Here is a 13,951-nt window from a genome sequence, read left to right on the forward strand (position 1 = left end):
CGGTACGCGGATTCTCACATGCTATTCGCCGCGTGCGCAGGGCGCGGGTGTTCAGGGTGTGAGGTCGTCGAGGAAAATTCGACACTTGTTTGTTACGTCTGGTTACATTAACTTAGGGGCGTGACCGGACAAACCGTTGATCGTTCCGACCCTGTTCCCGCCACCCGCTCGCGCCGATTGTGGCGACCCGCGGTTCGGGCTTTGCTGGACGGCGCGCTACCGCTGATCGACAAGCGAATGGCGGAATCGGTACGCCCGTTCGATCGGCCCGACATGATGCGTCCGCACCTGGCTTCGCGGAAGTTTGCGTGGACGCACTACGGGATCTTCGTTCCCCGGCTGCCAGGGCCTTTCCGTTACCTCAACACCATGACGTTGATCGGTGCAACCGGGACGGTGGTGTTCGACAACGACTATCTCGCTGCACCAGACGCGCGAAACACCGCAACCGTGCTGAGTTCCACCGCAGCGCCGGGCCATCACTTCTACCGGGCGTACGACGCTGCCGATGAGTGTGCGTTCGAAGAAGATGGTTCGCGAATCGCCTTCGGTGACAACCTGATCATCGAGAACAGCTATCCGAACTTCCGTGTCACCGGGCGATACGACTCATTCGACGTCGATCTCGAGATCGTGGCAACGGACCAAGCGTCGTGGTTCGTGCGTAATCCCGTCTACGACCACGTCAGTCTGCTGGCACAGTGCTCCGGAACAATTGCGAGTCCGGATGGACCGGTGAGTATTTCGGCTCCGTGCACCGTCGAGTACGCGCGGTGCATGACACCGCAATCGTTGACTCGCCGCGCGCTTCCCGAGTCGTGGAAGCTCCCGGCCGACTTTTTCACCTACCAGATCGTTCAACTGGACGACCGGCATCAGTTGTTGCTCACCGATGTTCGAGCGTCAGGGGTTTCGGCGTGCAAGCTCGCCTACATTCGGACTGTCGACGGTAGTGCGAAGGCCTTCGACGACGTCGAGTTCGACGTGCTCGAGTACGCCGACGCATTGCACGTCGACCCACAGGGTCGCGAGATGCGTGTGCCGCGCGTACTGCGTTGGCAGGTGCGCGATTACGGTAGGACGGTCGTGGAGTTCGAGGCGGAGATCGACTCGGAGTGGCGCTACGGTCACGGCAAGGGATACGTCGGCGCGTATACCTACCGGGGAAGCTTCGACGGTGCGTCGATCAACGGCACCGGTTACATCGAATGGGTGGACTGCGAAGTGTAAGGCCCCTAGGGTGTATCGGTGCCTTTCGTAGACCCCGCCGCGCTGACGATTCGTCCGCAGAAGATCCTTGTCGCGGGGACTTCCGGTGCCGGAAAGACGACTCTCGCCGGTCGAATCGGGCGGCTTCTCGAGATCGAACACACTGAGCTGGACTCGCTGTTCCACGGGCCCGGCTGGATTCCGCTCGACAGTTTCGAAACCGAAGTACGACGCTTTTCCAGCGAGCCGGCCTGGGTGACCGAGTGGCAGTACGGTGCGGTGCGTCGACTTCTGGCCGAGCGTGCGGACCTGATGCTGTGGTTGGATCTGCCTCGGCGGACGGTGATGCGCCAGGTGATCACACGAACCGTGCGTCGGCGATTGCAGCGAGAGGTGTTGTGGAATCGCAACATGGAGCCGCCGCTGCATACCATTCTGTTCGATCCGGATCACGTGGTGCGCTGGGCCTGGCGAACCGACGGACGCAACGTCGGGCGTATGGCCACGGTTCTTGTCGATGTGCCGTCGTTGCCGATAGTTAGGCTTCGCAGTCGAGAAGAGATCGAGGCTGTGCTCGAAGTCCTCGGCCGTCTGCCCTCAGATCGTCTGAGCTAGGCGAAATCCCAAGTCGTCGATAGCAAACGTCGGGTGGCTTCGCCTCCTTACGGTAGCGCCGCAACCGCGCTCACTTTCGGCCCAACTGCCGCCGCGGAAGATCCGGTACGTGCCGTAAACCTCGGGGTCGTAGAGATCCCAGCACCATTCCCAGACATTGCCGATCATGTCGTACAGGCCCCAGTTGTTGGGTGTCTTGGTTCCGACGGGATGCGCTCTACCCTCTGAATTGTCGCTGTACCAGGCAATCTCGTCGATCTCGCCGTAGCGGTAGCCGGAGGTGCCGGCCTTGCATGCGTACTGCCACTCGGCCTCGGTGGCGAGCCGGTAGCCAGTTGCGCCCCGGTCCCACTGCGGAGAATCGGTGTCGACGTCTCGATATGCGGGTGTCAGACCGTCCGCGGCCGAAAGTGTGTTGCAGGTTGCGATGGCGTCCTTCCATGAAAGGTCGACCGCTGGTTTGCTCGAATCGTCCGACGAATCTCCGTGAAGCAGCGCCCTGGTGGTGAGATGGCTTGCGAGGCGGAAGGATTCGACTTTCGAGGTCCACGAAGTACCTTTGCGGTCGTCCCGAAGGTGCACCTCGCCGGCAGGGATCTCGATCATCAACTCCGCTGCTCCGGTCATTCGTTCATCATCGCAGAGGTTGTCGCTCACCCGGGGAGACGCTCGAACGCTGCTTGTGGATCAAGGCCGGTGCGCATGCGCCATGCGGTCAGCGCAAGCCCGAGGCAGACCACCTGTGCCGGATCGTCGAGGGAAACACCCATCAGCTTCTCGATACGCGTGAGCCGTGCATAAAGCGACTGACGCCGAATGCCGAGGAAATCCGCGGTTCTCGCCTTGCCGCCCCGATGTGCGAGGTACGCGTCGAGCGTTCGGACGAGGTCGGCGGAATGTGCTGTGTCGTATGCGATCAGCGAACCGAGTTGCTCGGTTACGAACACGGACAGCGAAGCGGGTGTCGTTCCGGCGGCGAGCAGTCGTTGGACGCCGACGTCCCTCGCGAGGATCACTCCGGTCCGGGAGCCGAAGCGCCGCGCGATCTGGACGACTTCGCGAGCTTGCGCGACCGCAGCCCCGACGCCCGACAGATCCGCGACCGGCGTCGCCACTCCGAGCGTGCGTACCGCGGAACCGCCCGGCCCGCGGCGTAGCAGCTCGTCGGCTTCGGTGAACGCAGTCCGCACTCGAGCGGGGGATGCGGACGCCCACCCATGCGCGAGCACGATGACGTGATTGGCCGCAGTCCCGACGACACAGGAGCCGAGCACGGCCCGCACGGCGTCGCGTACTTGGTCAGCGAGCTCTCGAACCGGGGTTTGCCGATCGATGTCGACAGCGGCGACGAGGACGTGGTGCCCCTCCGACAACGGCGTCCACCCGGCCGCTGTCAGTCGCTCGGACAAGTCGCCGTGCGATGTGAGCACACCGCCCACCACGTCGGTGATCACCGATTGGGCGAGTGACTGTCTTGGGCCGAGATCGCCGTGACGGCCGAGTTCCAGAGCTACCGCGACGGCGGCGCAGTTTGCGACGGCGGTTCGGCGTGTGGTTGCCGGCCCGCACAGGACAAGTCGACCGAGTGAGTTCGTCGGGCCGCGTACGTCGTGGATAGTGCGTTCGGTCTCGGATCGCTCTGCGCCGGTTGTGCTGCGCTCGACGGTTCTGCCATCCGCGTCGAGCAGATCGACGCCGCACCCCGCGAGTCGTGACACTTTGTCGAGCAGCGCAGTCATGCCCTGGCCTGCAACCACGAGACTCAGAAGTTCTTGCCAGACAGGCTCGCCCGCTTGCGCCGAACCGAGAGTGCGGCGGAGCATGAGGTCGTGAAAGTCTTCGACCATCCGCTCGAAGGGCACTACTGCGTGCAGGGCCAAGAACGCGAGTCCCCGTCGGCGCGAAGCTTCGACGAGTTCGGGAGGGGCCGTGAGGAACGAGCGCCCGACTTCCATCGCGAGTGCGACGCATCCCGCGTCCGCCAATTGGTCGATGTAGGCGGTGAGCTGCTCGGGAGATCGCCCGTGCAGACCGAGGCCCGTGGTCAGAAGGACCTCACCTCCGGACAGCAGCCCACCCATCTCGTACACCTCGGACGAATGGACCCAGCGGACCACCGCGGTATCGATGTCGCCCGCGAGCACCTCGATTGCGGCGGCCTTGAACGAGGGCATCGCAAGAACTTGTCGCAGAGTCGGGAGCATTTCTATATCGTCCGCCGAGGGGGCACTTCGTCATAGAGCTAGTTCTGCCGAACTGACAGGTTGTCCCTTGTCGGGCTGTTACCACCGTGGTCGGATTGTGACACGAGCCACAATCGACGATTTTGGTCAGACTCCAGGAGCGCACATGAATCATCCGGCACACACCGATGAGTATTTTCTCGGACTTGCGATCGAACAGGCGAAGATCGGTTGGGAGGAGGGCGGCGTGCCGATCGGCGCGGCGCTGATTCACCGGGGCGAGGTTCTCGCAGTCGGACGTAACCGTCGGGTCCAGATGAACAGCGCCATCCGTCATGGAGAGACCGACTGCATCGAGCGCGCCGGACGACTGCCGGCCTCGGTGTATCGCGAGTGTGTCCTCTACACGACTTTGTCGCCGTGCTTCATGTGCGCCGGAACGGCGCGCCTGTACGAGATCCCTCGAATCGTGGTCGGCGAAAATCGTTCCTTCGAGGCATCGGAGGAATGGTTGCGCAGCAGCGGAATTCAGGTCGACGTCGTCGACGACGCGGAGTGTGTGGCACTGATGGACCGCATGCTGGCCGAGCGCCCGAGCCTGTGGCTCGAAGACATCGGCGAAGTTGTATGAGCAGCGCCGTCGAACCTGCCACGGTCGCAGGCGATTCGGAGAGCGCAGGCCACCCGATCGATCCAGACTATCCCGTCACTCCGGTTCCGCTTCATGCACGTAAGCCGTTCTTCTCGCTCGCGGTGGTGTTGCTGGGGTTCACCATCTTCACACCGACGATGTTGGCCGGAGCAGCGCTCGGTACCGCGTTCTCGTTCTGGAAACTGATGGTGGTGATCGCCGCCGGATCCGCCATCTTGGGGGTCTACGTCGCCATGATGGGGTTCGTCGGAGCCCGAACCGGGCTGACAACAGTTGTGATGGCGCGCTACAGTTTCGGCACTCGCGGGTCCAAGCTCGCTTCGATCCTGCTGGGCGGTACCCAGATCGGCTGGTACGGAGTCATCATCGGCACGATCGGCGATCTCACCGCGCAGGCATTGGGCTGGGATTCCTATCTCGCGCGGGCGTCGGTGATGATCGCGGCGAGCATCTTGATGTGCATCACCGCCTGCTACGGCTACCGCGGAATGTATTGGGTCTCGCTCGTCTCGACGCCCTTGATCCTGGCGTTGGCCTGCTGGGTCGTATTCCGGTCCCTCGAGGAAGTCGGTGGGTTCTCCGGCCTGGTCTCGGTTCAACCGCAGACGACCATGACGATCGCGCTCGCAATCACCACTGTGGTCGGCACGTTTGTATCGGCGGGAACGCAAGCGCCCAACTGGACCAGGTTTGCCCGTTCCGGATCACAAGCGGTGTGGGCCTGCGTTATCGGGTTCCTCCTCGGAAACGGATTGATGATCCTGTTCGGCGCCATCGGAGCCATCACGTTCCACGAGGGTGACTTCGTGTTGATCCTCTACAACCTCGGGCTTGTCGGCTGGGGCCTGGTCTTGCTGTTCGGAAACCTCTGGAAGAGCAACGCAGACACCGCATACGCCTTCGGAGTGGCCGGTGCCGAACTGTTCAGAAAGCCTCGCAAGACCCCGTTCGTCATCGGTGGATGTGTGATCGGCACGGCGCTCGCTCTGACCGGTGTGCACAACCATCTGGTCGACTACCTGAGTCTGCTCGGAACTTTCATCCCGCCATTGGGCGGCGTGATCATCGCTGACTTCCTGTGCCGGTGGCGGCGAGGCATACCCGAGGGGTACACCCCGCAGCCGGTCCACTGGCGAAACCTGGCCGTCTATGCCGTCGCAGCGTTCCTCGCTTGGCTTTCCGGTGAGTTCGAGGTGGGAATCCCGCCGCTGATCGGCATCGTCGTAGCAATTGCTCTGACGATGTTCCTGCACCGGGTGTTTGGCAACAGCTCGGCAGATCGGGAGGTCTCGACCTCCACCGTCTGAATCGTGCTTCAGACACCAGCGAGCCCCCGGCGGTATCGACCGCGCCGGGGGCTCGCGTACTTGATGGAAAGGGCAGACGCTTCAGTCTCAACCGTCATCGCAGAACAGGCAGGTACGGCGCCTCGATTCCCTGCTCTTCGAACGCAGTCAGCGCCGAGCGCGCAAATGCGCGCTGGACTGCCCATTGGCGCCCAGGCTTGACCTGCGCCGTCACTCGAATGGTAATTGCCTCGGCAGTAACCGAATTGACTCCCAGCATCTCCGGCTTGTCGATCATGTCCGCCCTGATCGGTTCGGACTCCGCCGCCTCGAGGACAGCTCGCGTCGCCACCTCACACGCTTTGTGCACGTTCGCATTGTGGGCGATCGGGAGATCGAGAACTGCAGTGGCGTAACCCTGACTCATGTTGCCCACTCGCAGGATTTCGCCGTTGCGGCAGTACCACAAGGTGCCGTTCACATCTCGAATCGTGGTGACGCGCAGGCCCACTGTTTCGACGGTGCCGACCGCGTCGCCGAGATCGACGACGTCGCCGACACCGTACTGATCCTCGAGCAACATGAAGATGCCGGAGAGGAAGTCACGCACCAGGTTTTGTGCACCGAAACCGATGGCAAGGCCGATGACTCCGGCGGATGCGATGAACGGCGCGACGTTGATCCCGAGGATGCCGAGAATCTGCAGCACACACCAGACCAGGATGACGATGGACACCGTCGATTTGAGTACCGAACCGATGGTCCGGGCTCGCTGCGATCTGCGCTCGTTCACCTTGGCGTTCGGAGACTTGCGAGGCTTCGACATTCGATCGATCCCGCGGTGCAGTGCGAAGCGCAGAACGACTGCGAGTGCCACGTAGATCGCGATCTCGACGGGTCGGTGAATCAACCAGTCTCGGTTGGTATCGGTCAGTTCCCATGCTTGTATTTCGGAAATCATCTCCATGCAGTCTACGGATTCGGGACGATCCGGGCATCGGTGCAGGGCAGACGGTCCAAAGCCGAACAGGCAGCTAGGCTTACGTCATGGCTGCGTTCACTGGCATACCCGTTGCTGCACTCGATTTCTACGAAGACCTGGAAGCCGACAACAGCAAGACCTGGTGGGCAGCGCACAAGGAGACGTACGACGAAGTGGTTCGTCGTCCGATGGCGTCGTTGACCGCGGCGTTGGAGGACGAATTCGGCACGGCCAAGCTCTTTCGGCCGTATCGTGACGTTCGATTCTCGAAGGACAAGATCCCGTACAAGACGCACCAGGGAGCGTTCGTCGGTCTCGCCGAGAGCTGTGGCTACTACGTGCAGATCGACGCGGCAGGGTTGATGGTGGCCGGTGGTTTCTACGCCAGCAGTTCGGAGACCATCGCGCGTTATCGTGCGGCTGTCGACGACGACGTTCGAGGGCCGGAGCTCGAGAAGATCCTGGCCTCCGTCGAGAAGGCCGGATTCACGATCGGCGGCGACAAGCTCAAGACGGCGCCTCGCGGATACACGGTCGATCACCCGCGGATCGAATTGCTGCGTCACAAGTCGCTGACTGCTGGTCGTAGTTACCCAAGCCCGTCGTGGCTGGACAGCGCCAGGACATTGAAGGAAGTTCGCACAGCGTGGCGCGCACTGACGCCTTTGGTCGAATGGTCCGGACAGGTGCTCGGACCGAACTGACCGTCCGACAGAAAAGTGTGACGTAGCCGTAGGAGAGTTCACCTCGAGTTCATCAAAACTCGAGACGCCTGGGGCTAGCGTGGTGTGTGTAACCGAAAGTTTCGGCCCCGCTTCGAGTCGCAGCGCCGCAGTTCGAAGCCATTTTCTCTCGATCGACATCGTGAACAACCCGTGTCAGTGGAGACCATCATGGCTATGTTTCTCGCTCTCGTCCTGATCATCTCGGTCCTCGGAATCGTCGGCACCTACCTCGCGTTCAGTGCGGTCTACTTCGTCGAGATGCGCAAACTCGACAAGTAAGGGGTGCGAATTGGCCTGATTCGACTATTTCTGGGCCGATCGCGACGACCCTCCCTGCGTACGCTGTTAGGGCATCCTTATCCGCTCGCAACAGTGGATGATTCATTTCTTTTGGAGGTTCGACACGCATGCCCGCTCAATCCACGCTCTTGCTTCCCGAGGGCTACTCCGACAACCGCCTCGTTTCGGACCTCACACGTCGGCAGTTCGGCTTCGGTGCCGGGATCGCCGGGCTGGGCGCGTTCCTGGCGGCCTGCGGTGACAGCGGGAGCAGTTCGGGTGAAACCGAAATGCGTTCTGTGACGACACCTCTCGGAACGTACGACATTCCTGTCAATCCGAAGAGGGTTGTCGCGATCGACTCGCGGCTCGATCTGGAACCTGCTGTAGCTCTGGAACTTCCGCTCGTCGGCTACACGTACGCCCAGGCGACACCGTGGGTGCCTATCGATTCGTCGGTACCGTTCCTGTCGGAGATCCCCAACCGCGAGCAGATCTTGGCGCTCGAGCCCGACCTGATCGTGTGCCTGAACTACGAGAGCGAGTGGTGGCCGGTGGCCGAGATGTCCACCATCGCACCGGTTCTGACGACAGAGTTCACCGACGACTGGCGCACAAACCTCTCGCGGTTGTCGGGCTGGCTCGGTCGAACGGCCACACTCGATCGATTGACGCTCGACTACGACAATCTGATTTCCGACATCCGCAGTCGTCATGCCGAGAAGATTGCGTCCAAGACCGTCGCCAGTGTCTCGTTCATGCCGGACACGAACACGCTGTACGTCACGAGCATCCGTACCTCCGAGAAGGGCGACAAGCCCAGCGACATGACGCTCGGCGACATCGGTGGCAAAACCGCCACCTCGGAGGGGCTCGATCCCGAGGGCGGCGTCAGCCTCGAAGGCCTCGACGTGCTGGCCGGCGTCGACGGCTTCATGATCACCGAGAACGAGGACAGTGCGGCGTACCAGGCATTGGTGGCGAGCAAGCTGTGGCAGCGACTCCCGGCAGTGCAGGCGGGCAACGTCACCAGTCTGGGTGGCTCTACGTTCTACGGTTCGATCTACACGATTTCGTACGTGGCACAGGGTTGGGATGCCCTGTACAGCAAGATCAGCTGAAGCCCCTGCCGACCGGACCGATGAGTTTCGGTAGCGCGGGCGGTCTAATCAGGTAGGCATTGACCAGACCTGAGGAGATCGACGTGCAAACAGAGCAATCCCCAGCGGTAGTGCAATCCCGCGACGGTACGACCATCGCATACGAACGCTCCGGTGCCGGACCAGCAGTGGTCCTGGTCGCCGGAGCGTTCTGCGACCGCGGATGGTTCGAATCCCTGGCTGCAGAGTTGGCGGCGGACTTCACGGTGTATTCGTACGACAGGCGCGGACGCGGGGACAGCGGTGACAGTCGCGCGTTCTCGATCGACGCCGAGGTGGAGGACTTGCGAGCGGTCGTCGCTGCCACCGGTGAAACGCCGCTGGTCTACGGATTGTCGTCGGGTGCTGCGCTGGCTTTGGAAGCCGCTGCGCAGGCCGTTCCGATGCGTAAGCTTGCCGTCTACGAGGCGCCGTACATGGACGACGACCAGCGTGACGAGACTGCCCAAAGTGACCTGGAGCGATTGATTGCGGGCGGCGACAGGGAAGGTGCTGTGACGCGTTTTCTGGATCTGACCGGCGCGTCTCCGGAGATGGTCGACGAGATCAAGCGGAGTGCCGATTGGCCCGACATGTGCGCCATCGCGCACACCTTGCCTTACGACGTCGCGGTGTGTGATCACGGCTGTCAGTCGCTCGACTGGCTTGCCTCCATTACCGTCCCTACATTGGTCATGTACGGCGGTGACAGTGGTCAATGGGCACCTGCCTCGGCGACGAGAATCGCTGCAAAAGTCTCGGGGACAAAGACTCTGGAGATCCCCGGTCAGGGCCACGGCGTCGCCGACGACGCTATTGTCCCGGCTCTGCGTGAATTCTTTTCCGGCTGAGCACTGGGCGGCGAAGACGATCGTCAACCTAGGGTTGACGCTTTCGCATGCGTCAACCTATGGTTGACGCATGAGCAAACCAGTGGAAATGACCAACAAGGTTCGACTCGACGACCTCATCGACGCGATCAAGAAGGTGCACACCGATGCTCTCGACCAACTCTCCGACGCCGTGATTGCCGCTGATCATCTCGGTGAAGTTGCAGATCACCTGATCGGTCACTTCGTCGACCAGGCGCGCAGGTCGGGAGCGTCGTGGACGGAGATCGGCGCGAGCATGGGTGTCTCGAAGCAGGCTGCGCAGAAGCGTTTTGTTCCCAAGGCGCCGAGTGATCAGAAGCCGATGGATCCGAACGAAGGGTTCAACCGGTTCACTCCCCGGGCGAAGAACGTCGTCATGGCCTCGCAGAACGAAGCCCGCGCCGCCGGTAACGCAGAGATCCGGCCGGAGCACCTGCTCCTGGGGCTCGTCGAGGAGCCTGCCGGGTTGGCTGCGAAGGCGATAGTGGCGCAGGGGGTGGAGCTCGGATCCGTCCGAGCTGCAGTGGCCGGTGTACTACCGGCTCCGACTTCCGAACTACCAGAACTCATTCCGTACGACGCTCGTGCGCGCAAGGTCCTGGAACTGACGTTCCGTGAGGCTCTTCGCCTGGGCCACAACTACATCGGAACCGAGCACATCCTGCTCGCACTGCTCGAACTCGAAGACGGATCAGGTGTTCTGGCTGATCTCGGAATCTCGAAGTCGGTGGCGGAGTCGAACATCGTTGGAGCGTTGGCCGTCATTCAGGATCAGTGATTCAGAGGTGAATCCGATGCAGAAGAGGGCCGCACCCTTGCGGGTGCGGCCCTCTTCTTGTGTCACTGATTAGACAGCGCGCACATTGGTGGCCTGAGGACCCTTCTGGCCCTGGCCAACCTCGAACTCCACACGCTGGTTCTCGTCGAGCGACTTGTAGCCGTTGCCCGAGATTTCAGAGTAATGAACGAACACGTCCGGTGTTCCGTCGTCGGGAGCGATGAAACCAAAGCCCTTTTCGCCGTTGAACCACTTCACGATGCCCTGTGCCATACCGATACTCCCTACAAACTCGATCCGGGCCCTCACATCGAAGTCCCGATCTCGATATGTCTATCCTCCCACGCCGCGCAAGTCGAACGGTGGGCGACGTGCAAAAGACGGTAATTCGGAAGCTTTCGAGGAGGGAATGGCAACTGATCTTCGACTGATTTTCGACGCTGGAGCGACCCGATCGCCGAAGGCAGGGACTGGTGGCTCGCCCAACTGCCTGCGGTGATAGATCAGCGGGAATGTACTTGTCCGCTCGAGAACGGTCCATTTTTATCGCTCCGATCTCTCGGAATCGCAAACGTAGGAACCCTATGGAAGATGAGGGTGGGCTAACCTCTCTTTCGCTGTGCCCTCGGCGCGCGCAGCAGTCGCCGAGAAGGAGAGTGCATACATGTACGGAACGATTTGTGAATCCACGACGTCTGAACTTGTGGACCAGCTCAGTCGCCGCGGGTTCTTCGGGGTCGGCGCACTGGCGGCGGCCGCCATCCTTGCGGGGTGTTCGACTACATCAGATGCTTCTGATGCCGGCGAACAACGTGAGGTGATCAATGCGCTCGGAACCACCACGATCTCGGGAAAGCCGGAAAGGATCGTTGTTGCCAGCGACTTCACGGATCTGGAATTCCTGCTCTCGCTCGGCGTTCACCCAGTCGCCTACGGCAACACAGGATCGTGGGACCGCGGTTCACTGCCTTGGCAGAGCACCGCGGGAATAGCCGACCTCGAAAGCTTCGGCACCACAGGCGAAATCAACCCGGAAATCATCGCGCGCTACTCACCGGACCTCATCATCGGAATGAAGACTTATCTCGAACCTGCAGCCGAGAGGCTCAGTCAGATCGCTCCGGTCATCGCGCTGGACTGGACCACCTCGTGGCGTGACGGCGTCGCCACGGTCGGGCAGGCCGCATTTGTCGACGAGGCTGCTGCTGCAGCGATCGCCCGGACCGACGCTCTGATCTCCGACACCGCAGCTTCCCTGAACGGCTTGGGTGGCAAGACGATCATGATCGGCTCGATGTACGGCGATCAGTTGTATGTGCAGGGGGATGCCAGTGCGCCCGGGGTTCTGCTGCGCGAACTCGGACTCGACTATCGCGGATACAACGCCGAGCAGATGACTGCGCTGTCGATGGAGCAGGCGGAGGTACTCGCACCCGCAGACATTTTGCTCAGCCTCGCTTCTGATCAGGAAGCGACGACGAGGTTGGAGAACTTCGCAGTTTTCCAGAACCTCCCCGCGGTGAAGGCGCGAGCCTATGCGCCGGTCGAACTTCTGCTCTCGAATGCCTTTGTCGACAATTTCGGTCCACTGAGCGCGCCGTACGCCTTGCCGCAGCTCGCCGGGGTCTTGACCGGGCTTGCGGCGGGCCAGGGAAAACAACTCCCCTGACCTCGCTTCTGAGCGTACGGACCCTGCGTCGGCCTAGCATCGAAACATGGTGGACATAGATCTGACGGGCCGCGCCGCAGTAGTCGGCGGATCACAACCGCTGCGAGCGATACTCGAAACCCCCACTACCCCCGGCCCGTGGCCGGGGGTAGTGATGATTCACGAGGCATTCGGGCTCGAGGAGGTGATGCAGCGGCAAGCCAAGCGGCTGGCCGCTGCGGGATTCCTGACGCTCGCTGTCGACCTCTACAGCGCGGGCGGGGCGAAGCGGTGCCTAGTGCCCACCATGACGTCGATGCTTCGAGGACACGGCAAGGCGTTCACCGACATCGAAGTCGCTCGCAGTTGGCTGGTGGAATCCCGGGACTGCACCGGAAAGATCGGTGTCATCGGATTCTGCATGGGCGGCGGCTTCGCGCTGGTCAGCGCCGGAGATTTCGACGCTGCCTCGGTCAATTACGGTCAGCTTCCACGCAAACTCGATGAGGCCGTGGTGGATGCGTGCCCGATCGTCGGGAGTTTCGGAGGCAAGGACTTTTCGCTCCGGGGTGCTGCAGCGAAGCTGGAGACGGCGCTCAGCAATGCCGGTATCGAGAACGACGTCAAGGAGTACCCCACCGCCGGCCACGCGTTCCTCAACGACGCGGAGGCCGGACCCAAGGTGCTTCGTCCTTTGGAGCGCATCCTCGGAATCGGTCCCGATCCTGTTGCAGCGCAGGATGCCTGGAAGCGAATCGACTCGTTCTTCGAGCGCCACCTGGCGTGATCAGCGACTGGTTCTCTCACCGCCGTTGACTGCCAATACCTGACCGGTGATCTGCCGGGCACCCGGTGAGGCCAAGAAATGGACGGCTGATGCGATGTCGTCCGGGGTTCCGGCGCGCTTGGTGCTGGTGGATTCGATCAGCATCGTGCGACGCTCGTCCGTCAGAAAGTCCCGGAAGAACTCGGTGTCGGCGATGTAACCGGGGGAGACGATGTTCGCCGTGATGCCTTCTGGGCCCAGTTCGGCGGCCAGATCGACATTCCACGTCGCAACTGCTGCTTTGGCAGCGCCGTACGCTCCAGCTCCCTTGTCGGCGGCAATCGATCCGATGGTGATGACGGCACCGCCACTGGGGATTCGATCTCGAACTGCTGCTGTGGTCAACACTGCCGAGATCAGATTGGAGTCCAGATTGGCCCGCCACCCGGCGGCCAGGGATTCCAGATCTGACGGCGCTTCGCGATCGAAGTCCGTGTTACCGCCGGCGCAGTGCACCACGACGTCGATGGTTCCCGGAAGTGAATCCTGCAGCCGCTTCAGGTCTTTCGGGTCGGAGTTGTCACAAGTCAAGGCGTGAACATTATCGCCCAACTCCTCCGCGGTCTTTTCGAGTGGTTCCGTGCGTCGGCCGGTGACAAAAACGGTGTCTCCGTCTCGGGCGAACGCCGCTGCAACTGCGCGTCCGATCCCTGTTCCGCCGCCGGTTACTAGAACTGTGCGTGTCATGCCTACCTCCGTGAGCTACGTTTAGACCTATACGAAGAACGTATCATTTAGAGCTAAACGAGGTGTGCAG

15 protein-coding genes are annotated in these 13,951 nt (G+C 61.8%); 10 read left to right on the forward strand and 5 right to left on the reverse strand.

The genetic code is table 11. The annotated features are described in order from the left end of the window. Nucleotides 1-120 precede the first annotated feature (120 nt). The gene (locus G4D79_RS09085) at nt 121-1,230 is read left to right on the forward strand and encodes a DUF6670 family protein (RefSeq protein WP_065454953.1); all 1,110 of its coding nucleotides are present in this window, start codon (nt 121-123) and stop codon (nt 1,228-1,230) included. An 18-nt stretch (nt 1,231-1,248) separates the two neighbouring features. Beyond that, a complete protein-coding gene (locus tag G4D79_RS09090) occupies nt 1,249-1,824 on the forward strand; it encodes an AAA family ATPase (protein WP_099698656.1) in 576 nt (191 codons plus the stop codon). Here the strand turns inward: G4D79_RS09090 and G4D79_RS09095 are convergent. Together G4D79_RS09095 and G4D79_RS09100 are read right to left on the reverse strand one after the other, a co-directional pair. Then, nucleotides 1,807-2,451 (reverse strand): SUMF1/EgtB/PvdO family nonheme iron enzyme, encoded by a 645-nt coding sequence (locus G4D79_RS09095; protein WP_063316032.1) that lies wholly within the window; start codon nt 2,449-2,451, stop codon nt 1,807-1,809. The two genes, G4D79_RS09090 and G4D79_RS09095, sit on opposite strands and share 18 nt — an antisense overlap. 26 nt (nt 2,452-2,477) lie before the next feature. Beyond that, nucleotides 2,478-3,998 carry a PucR family transcriptional regulator gene (locus G4D79_RS09100; RefSeq protein ID WP_228401375.1) on the reverse strand — a complete coding sequence of 507 codons (1,521 nt, stop codon included), beginning with the start codon at nt 3,996-3,998 and terminating at the stop codon, nt 2,478-2,480. Between the two features lie 175 nt (nt 3,999-4,173). Between G4D79_RS09100 and G4D79_RS09105 the strand changes: the two genes are divergently transcribed. Together G4D79_RS09105 and codB are read left to right on the forward strand one after the other, a co-directional pair. After that, the gene (locus G4D79_RS09105; RefSeq protein WP_003940577.1) at nt 4,174-4,638 is read left to right on the forward strand and encodes a nucleoside deaminase; all 465 of its coding nucleotides are present in this window, start codon (nt 4,174-4,176) and stop codon (nt 4,636-4,638) included. After that, nucleotides 4,635-5,966 carry a cytosine permease gene (gene codB / locus G4D79_RS09110; protein ID WP_099698657.1) on the forward strand — a complete coding sequence of 444 codons (1,332 nt, stop codon included), beginning with the start codon at nt 4,635-4,637 and terminating at the stop codon, nt 5,964-5,966. Before G4D79_RS09105 ends, codB begins: the two co-directional genes overlap by 4 nt. 94 nt (nt 5,967-6,060) lie before the next feature. On the opposite strand, the gene G4D79_RS09115 is transcribed toward codB, so the two are convergent. Continuing rightward, on the reverse strand, nt 6,061-6,906 hold the full coding sequence (locus G4D79_RS09115) for a mechanosensitive ion channel family protein (protein WP_003939801.1): 846 nt from the start codon (nt 6,904-6,906) through the stop codon (nt 6,061-6,063). An 86-nt stretch (nt 6,907-6,992) separates the two neighbouring features. On the opposite strand from G4D79_RS09115, the gene G4D79_RS09120 reads away from it, so the two are divergent. From G4D79_RS09120 to G4D79_RS09135, 4 genes are all read left to right on the forward strand, one after another. Further along, nucleotides 6,993-7,631: a DUF2461 domain-containing protein gene (locus tag G4D79_RS09120; RefSeq protein ID WP_003939783.1), complete on the forward strand. Its 639-nt coding sequence runs from the start codon at nt 6,993-6,995 to the stop codon at nt 7,629-7,631. Between the two features lie 428 nt (nt 7,632-8,059). Further along, complete coding sequence (locus G4D79_RS09125) at nt 8,060-9,052, forward strand: ABC transporter substrate-binding protein (RefSeq protein WP_099698658.1); 993 nt, start codon at nt 8,060-8,062, stop codon at nt 9,050-9,052. An 83-nt stretch (nt 9,053-9,135) separates the two neighbouring features. Next, nucleotides 9,136-9,921: an alpha/beta fold hydrolase gene (locus tag G4D79_RS09130; protein ID WP_214514236.1), complete on the forward strand. Its 786-nt coding sequence runs from the start codon at nt 9,136-9,138 to the stop codon at nt 9,919-9,921. Between the two features lie 70 nt (nt 9,922-9,991). Beyond that, entirely contained in the window at nt 9,992-10,720 is a 729-nt protein-coding gene (locus tag G4D79_RS09135; protein WP_081558480.1) for a Clp protease N-terminal domain-containing protein, read from the forward strand. Between the two features lie 69 nt (nt 10,721-10,789). Here G4D79_RS09135 and G4D79_RS09140 read toward each other — a convergent pair whose 3' ends face one another. After that, a complete protein-coding gene (locus G4D79_RS09140) occupies nt 10,790-10,993 on the reverse strand; it encodes a cold-shock protein (protein WP_003939930.1) in 204 nt (67 codons plus the stop codon). A 346-nt stretch (nt 10,994-11,339) separates the two neighbouring features. Between G4D79_RS09140 and G4D79_RS09145 the strand changes: the two genes are divergently transcribed. Continuing rightward, on the forward strand, nt 11,340-12,389 hold the full coding sequence (locus G4D79_RS09145; protein ID WP_235867875.1) for an ABC transporter substrate-binding protein: 1,050 nt from the start codon (nt 11,340-11,342) through the stop codon (nt 12,387-12,389). 46 nt (nt 12,390-12,435) lie between these two features. Further along, complete coding sequence (locus G4D79_RS09150) at nt 12,436-13,155, forward strand: dienelactone hydrolase family protein (RefSeq protein ID WP_058226622.1); 720 nt, start codon at nt 12,436-12,438, stop codon at nt 13,153-13,155. Here the strand turns inward: G4D79_RS09150 and G4D79_RS09155 are convergent, their stop codons facing one another. Continuing rightward, complete coding sequence (locus tag G4D79_RS09155; RefSeq protein WP_075834490.1) at nt 13,156-13,881, reverse strand: SDR family NAD(P)-dependent oxidoreductase; 726 nt, start codon at nt 13,879-13,881, stop codon at nt 13,156-13,158. Between the last annotated feature and the right edge of the window lie 70 nt (nt 13,882-13,951).

The organism is Rhodococcus sp. WY5 (assembly GCF_018588185.1).
GTDB classification, from domain to species: Bacteria; Actinomycetota; Actinomycetes; order Mycobacteriales; family Mycobacteriaceae; genus Rhodococcus_F; species Rhodococcus_F qingshengii.

Bases quoted from the DNA above. Each gene is read 5' to 3' on its own strand.
- G4D79_RS09095 (WP_063316032.1), bottom strand. From the start codon at position 2,451: ATGACCGGAGCAGCGGAGTTGATGATCGAGATCCCTGCCGGCGAGGTG.
- G4D79_RS09100 (WP_228401375.1), bottom strand. From the start codon at position 3,998: ATGCCCTCGTTCAAGGCCGCCGCAATCGAGGTGCTCGCGGGCGACATC.
- G4D79_RS09105 (WP_003940577.1), top strand. From the start codon at position 4,174: ATGAATCATCCGGCACACACCGATGAGTATTTTCTCGGACTTGCGATC.
- codB (WP_099698657.1), top strand. From the start codon at position 4,635: ATGAGCAGCGCCGTCGAACCTGCCACGGTCGCAGGCGATTCGGAGAGC.
- G4D79_RS09115 (WP_003939801.1), bottom strand. From the start codon at position 6,906: ATGATTTCCGAAATACAAGCATGGGAACTGACCGATACCAACCGAGAC.
- G4D79_RS09120 (WP_003939783.1), top strand. From the start codon at position 6,993: ATGGCTGCGTTCACTGGCATACCCGTTGCTGCACTCGATTTCTACGAA.
- G4D79_RS09125 (WP_099698658.1), top strand. From the start codon at position 8,060: ATGCCCGCTCAATCCACGCTCTTGCTTCCCGAGGGCTACTCCGACAAC.
- G4D79_RS09135 (WP_081558480.1), top strand. From the start codon at position 9,992: ATGAGCAAACCAGTGGAAATGACCAACAAGGTTCGACTCGACGACCTC.
- G4D79_RS09140 (WP_003939930.1), bottom strand. From the start codon at position 10,993: ATGGCACAGGGCATCGTGAAGTGGTTCAACGGCGAAAAGGGCTTTGGT.
- G4D79_RS09150 (WP_058226622.1), top strand. From the start codon at position 12,436: ATGGTGGACATAGATCTGACGGGCCGCGCCGCAGTAGTCGGCGGATCA.
- G4D79_RS09155 (WP_075834490.1), bottom strand. From the start codon at position 13,881: ATGACACGCACAGTTCTAGTAACCGGCGGCGGAACAGGGATCGGACGC.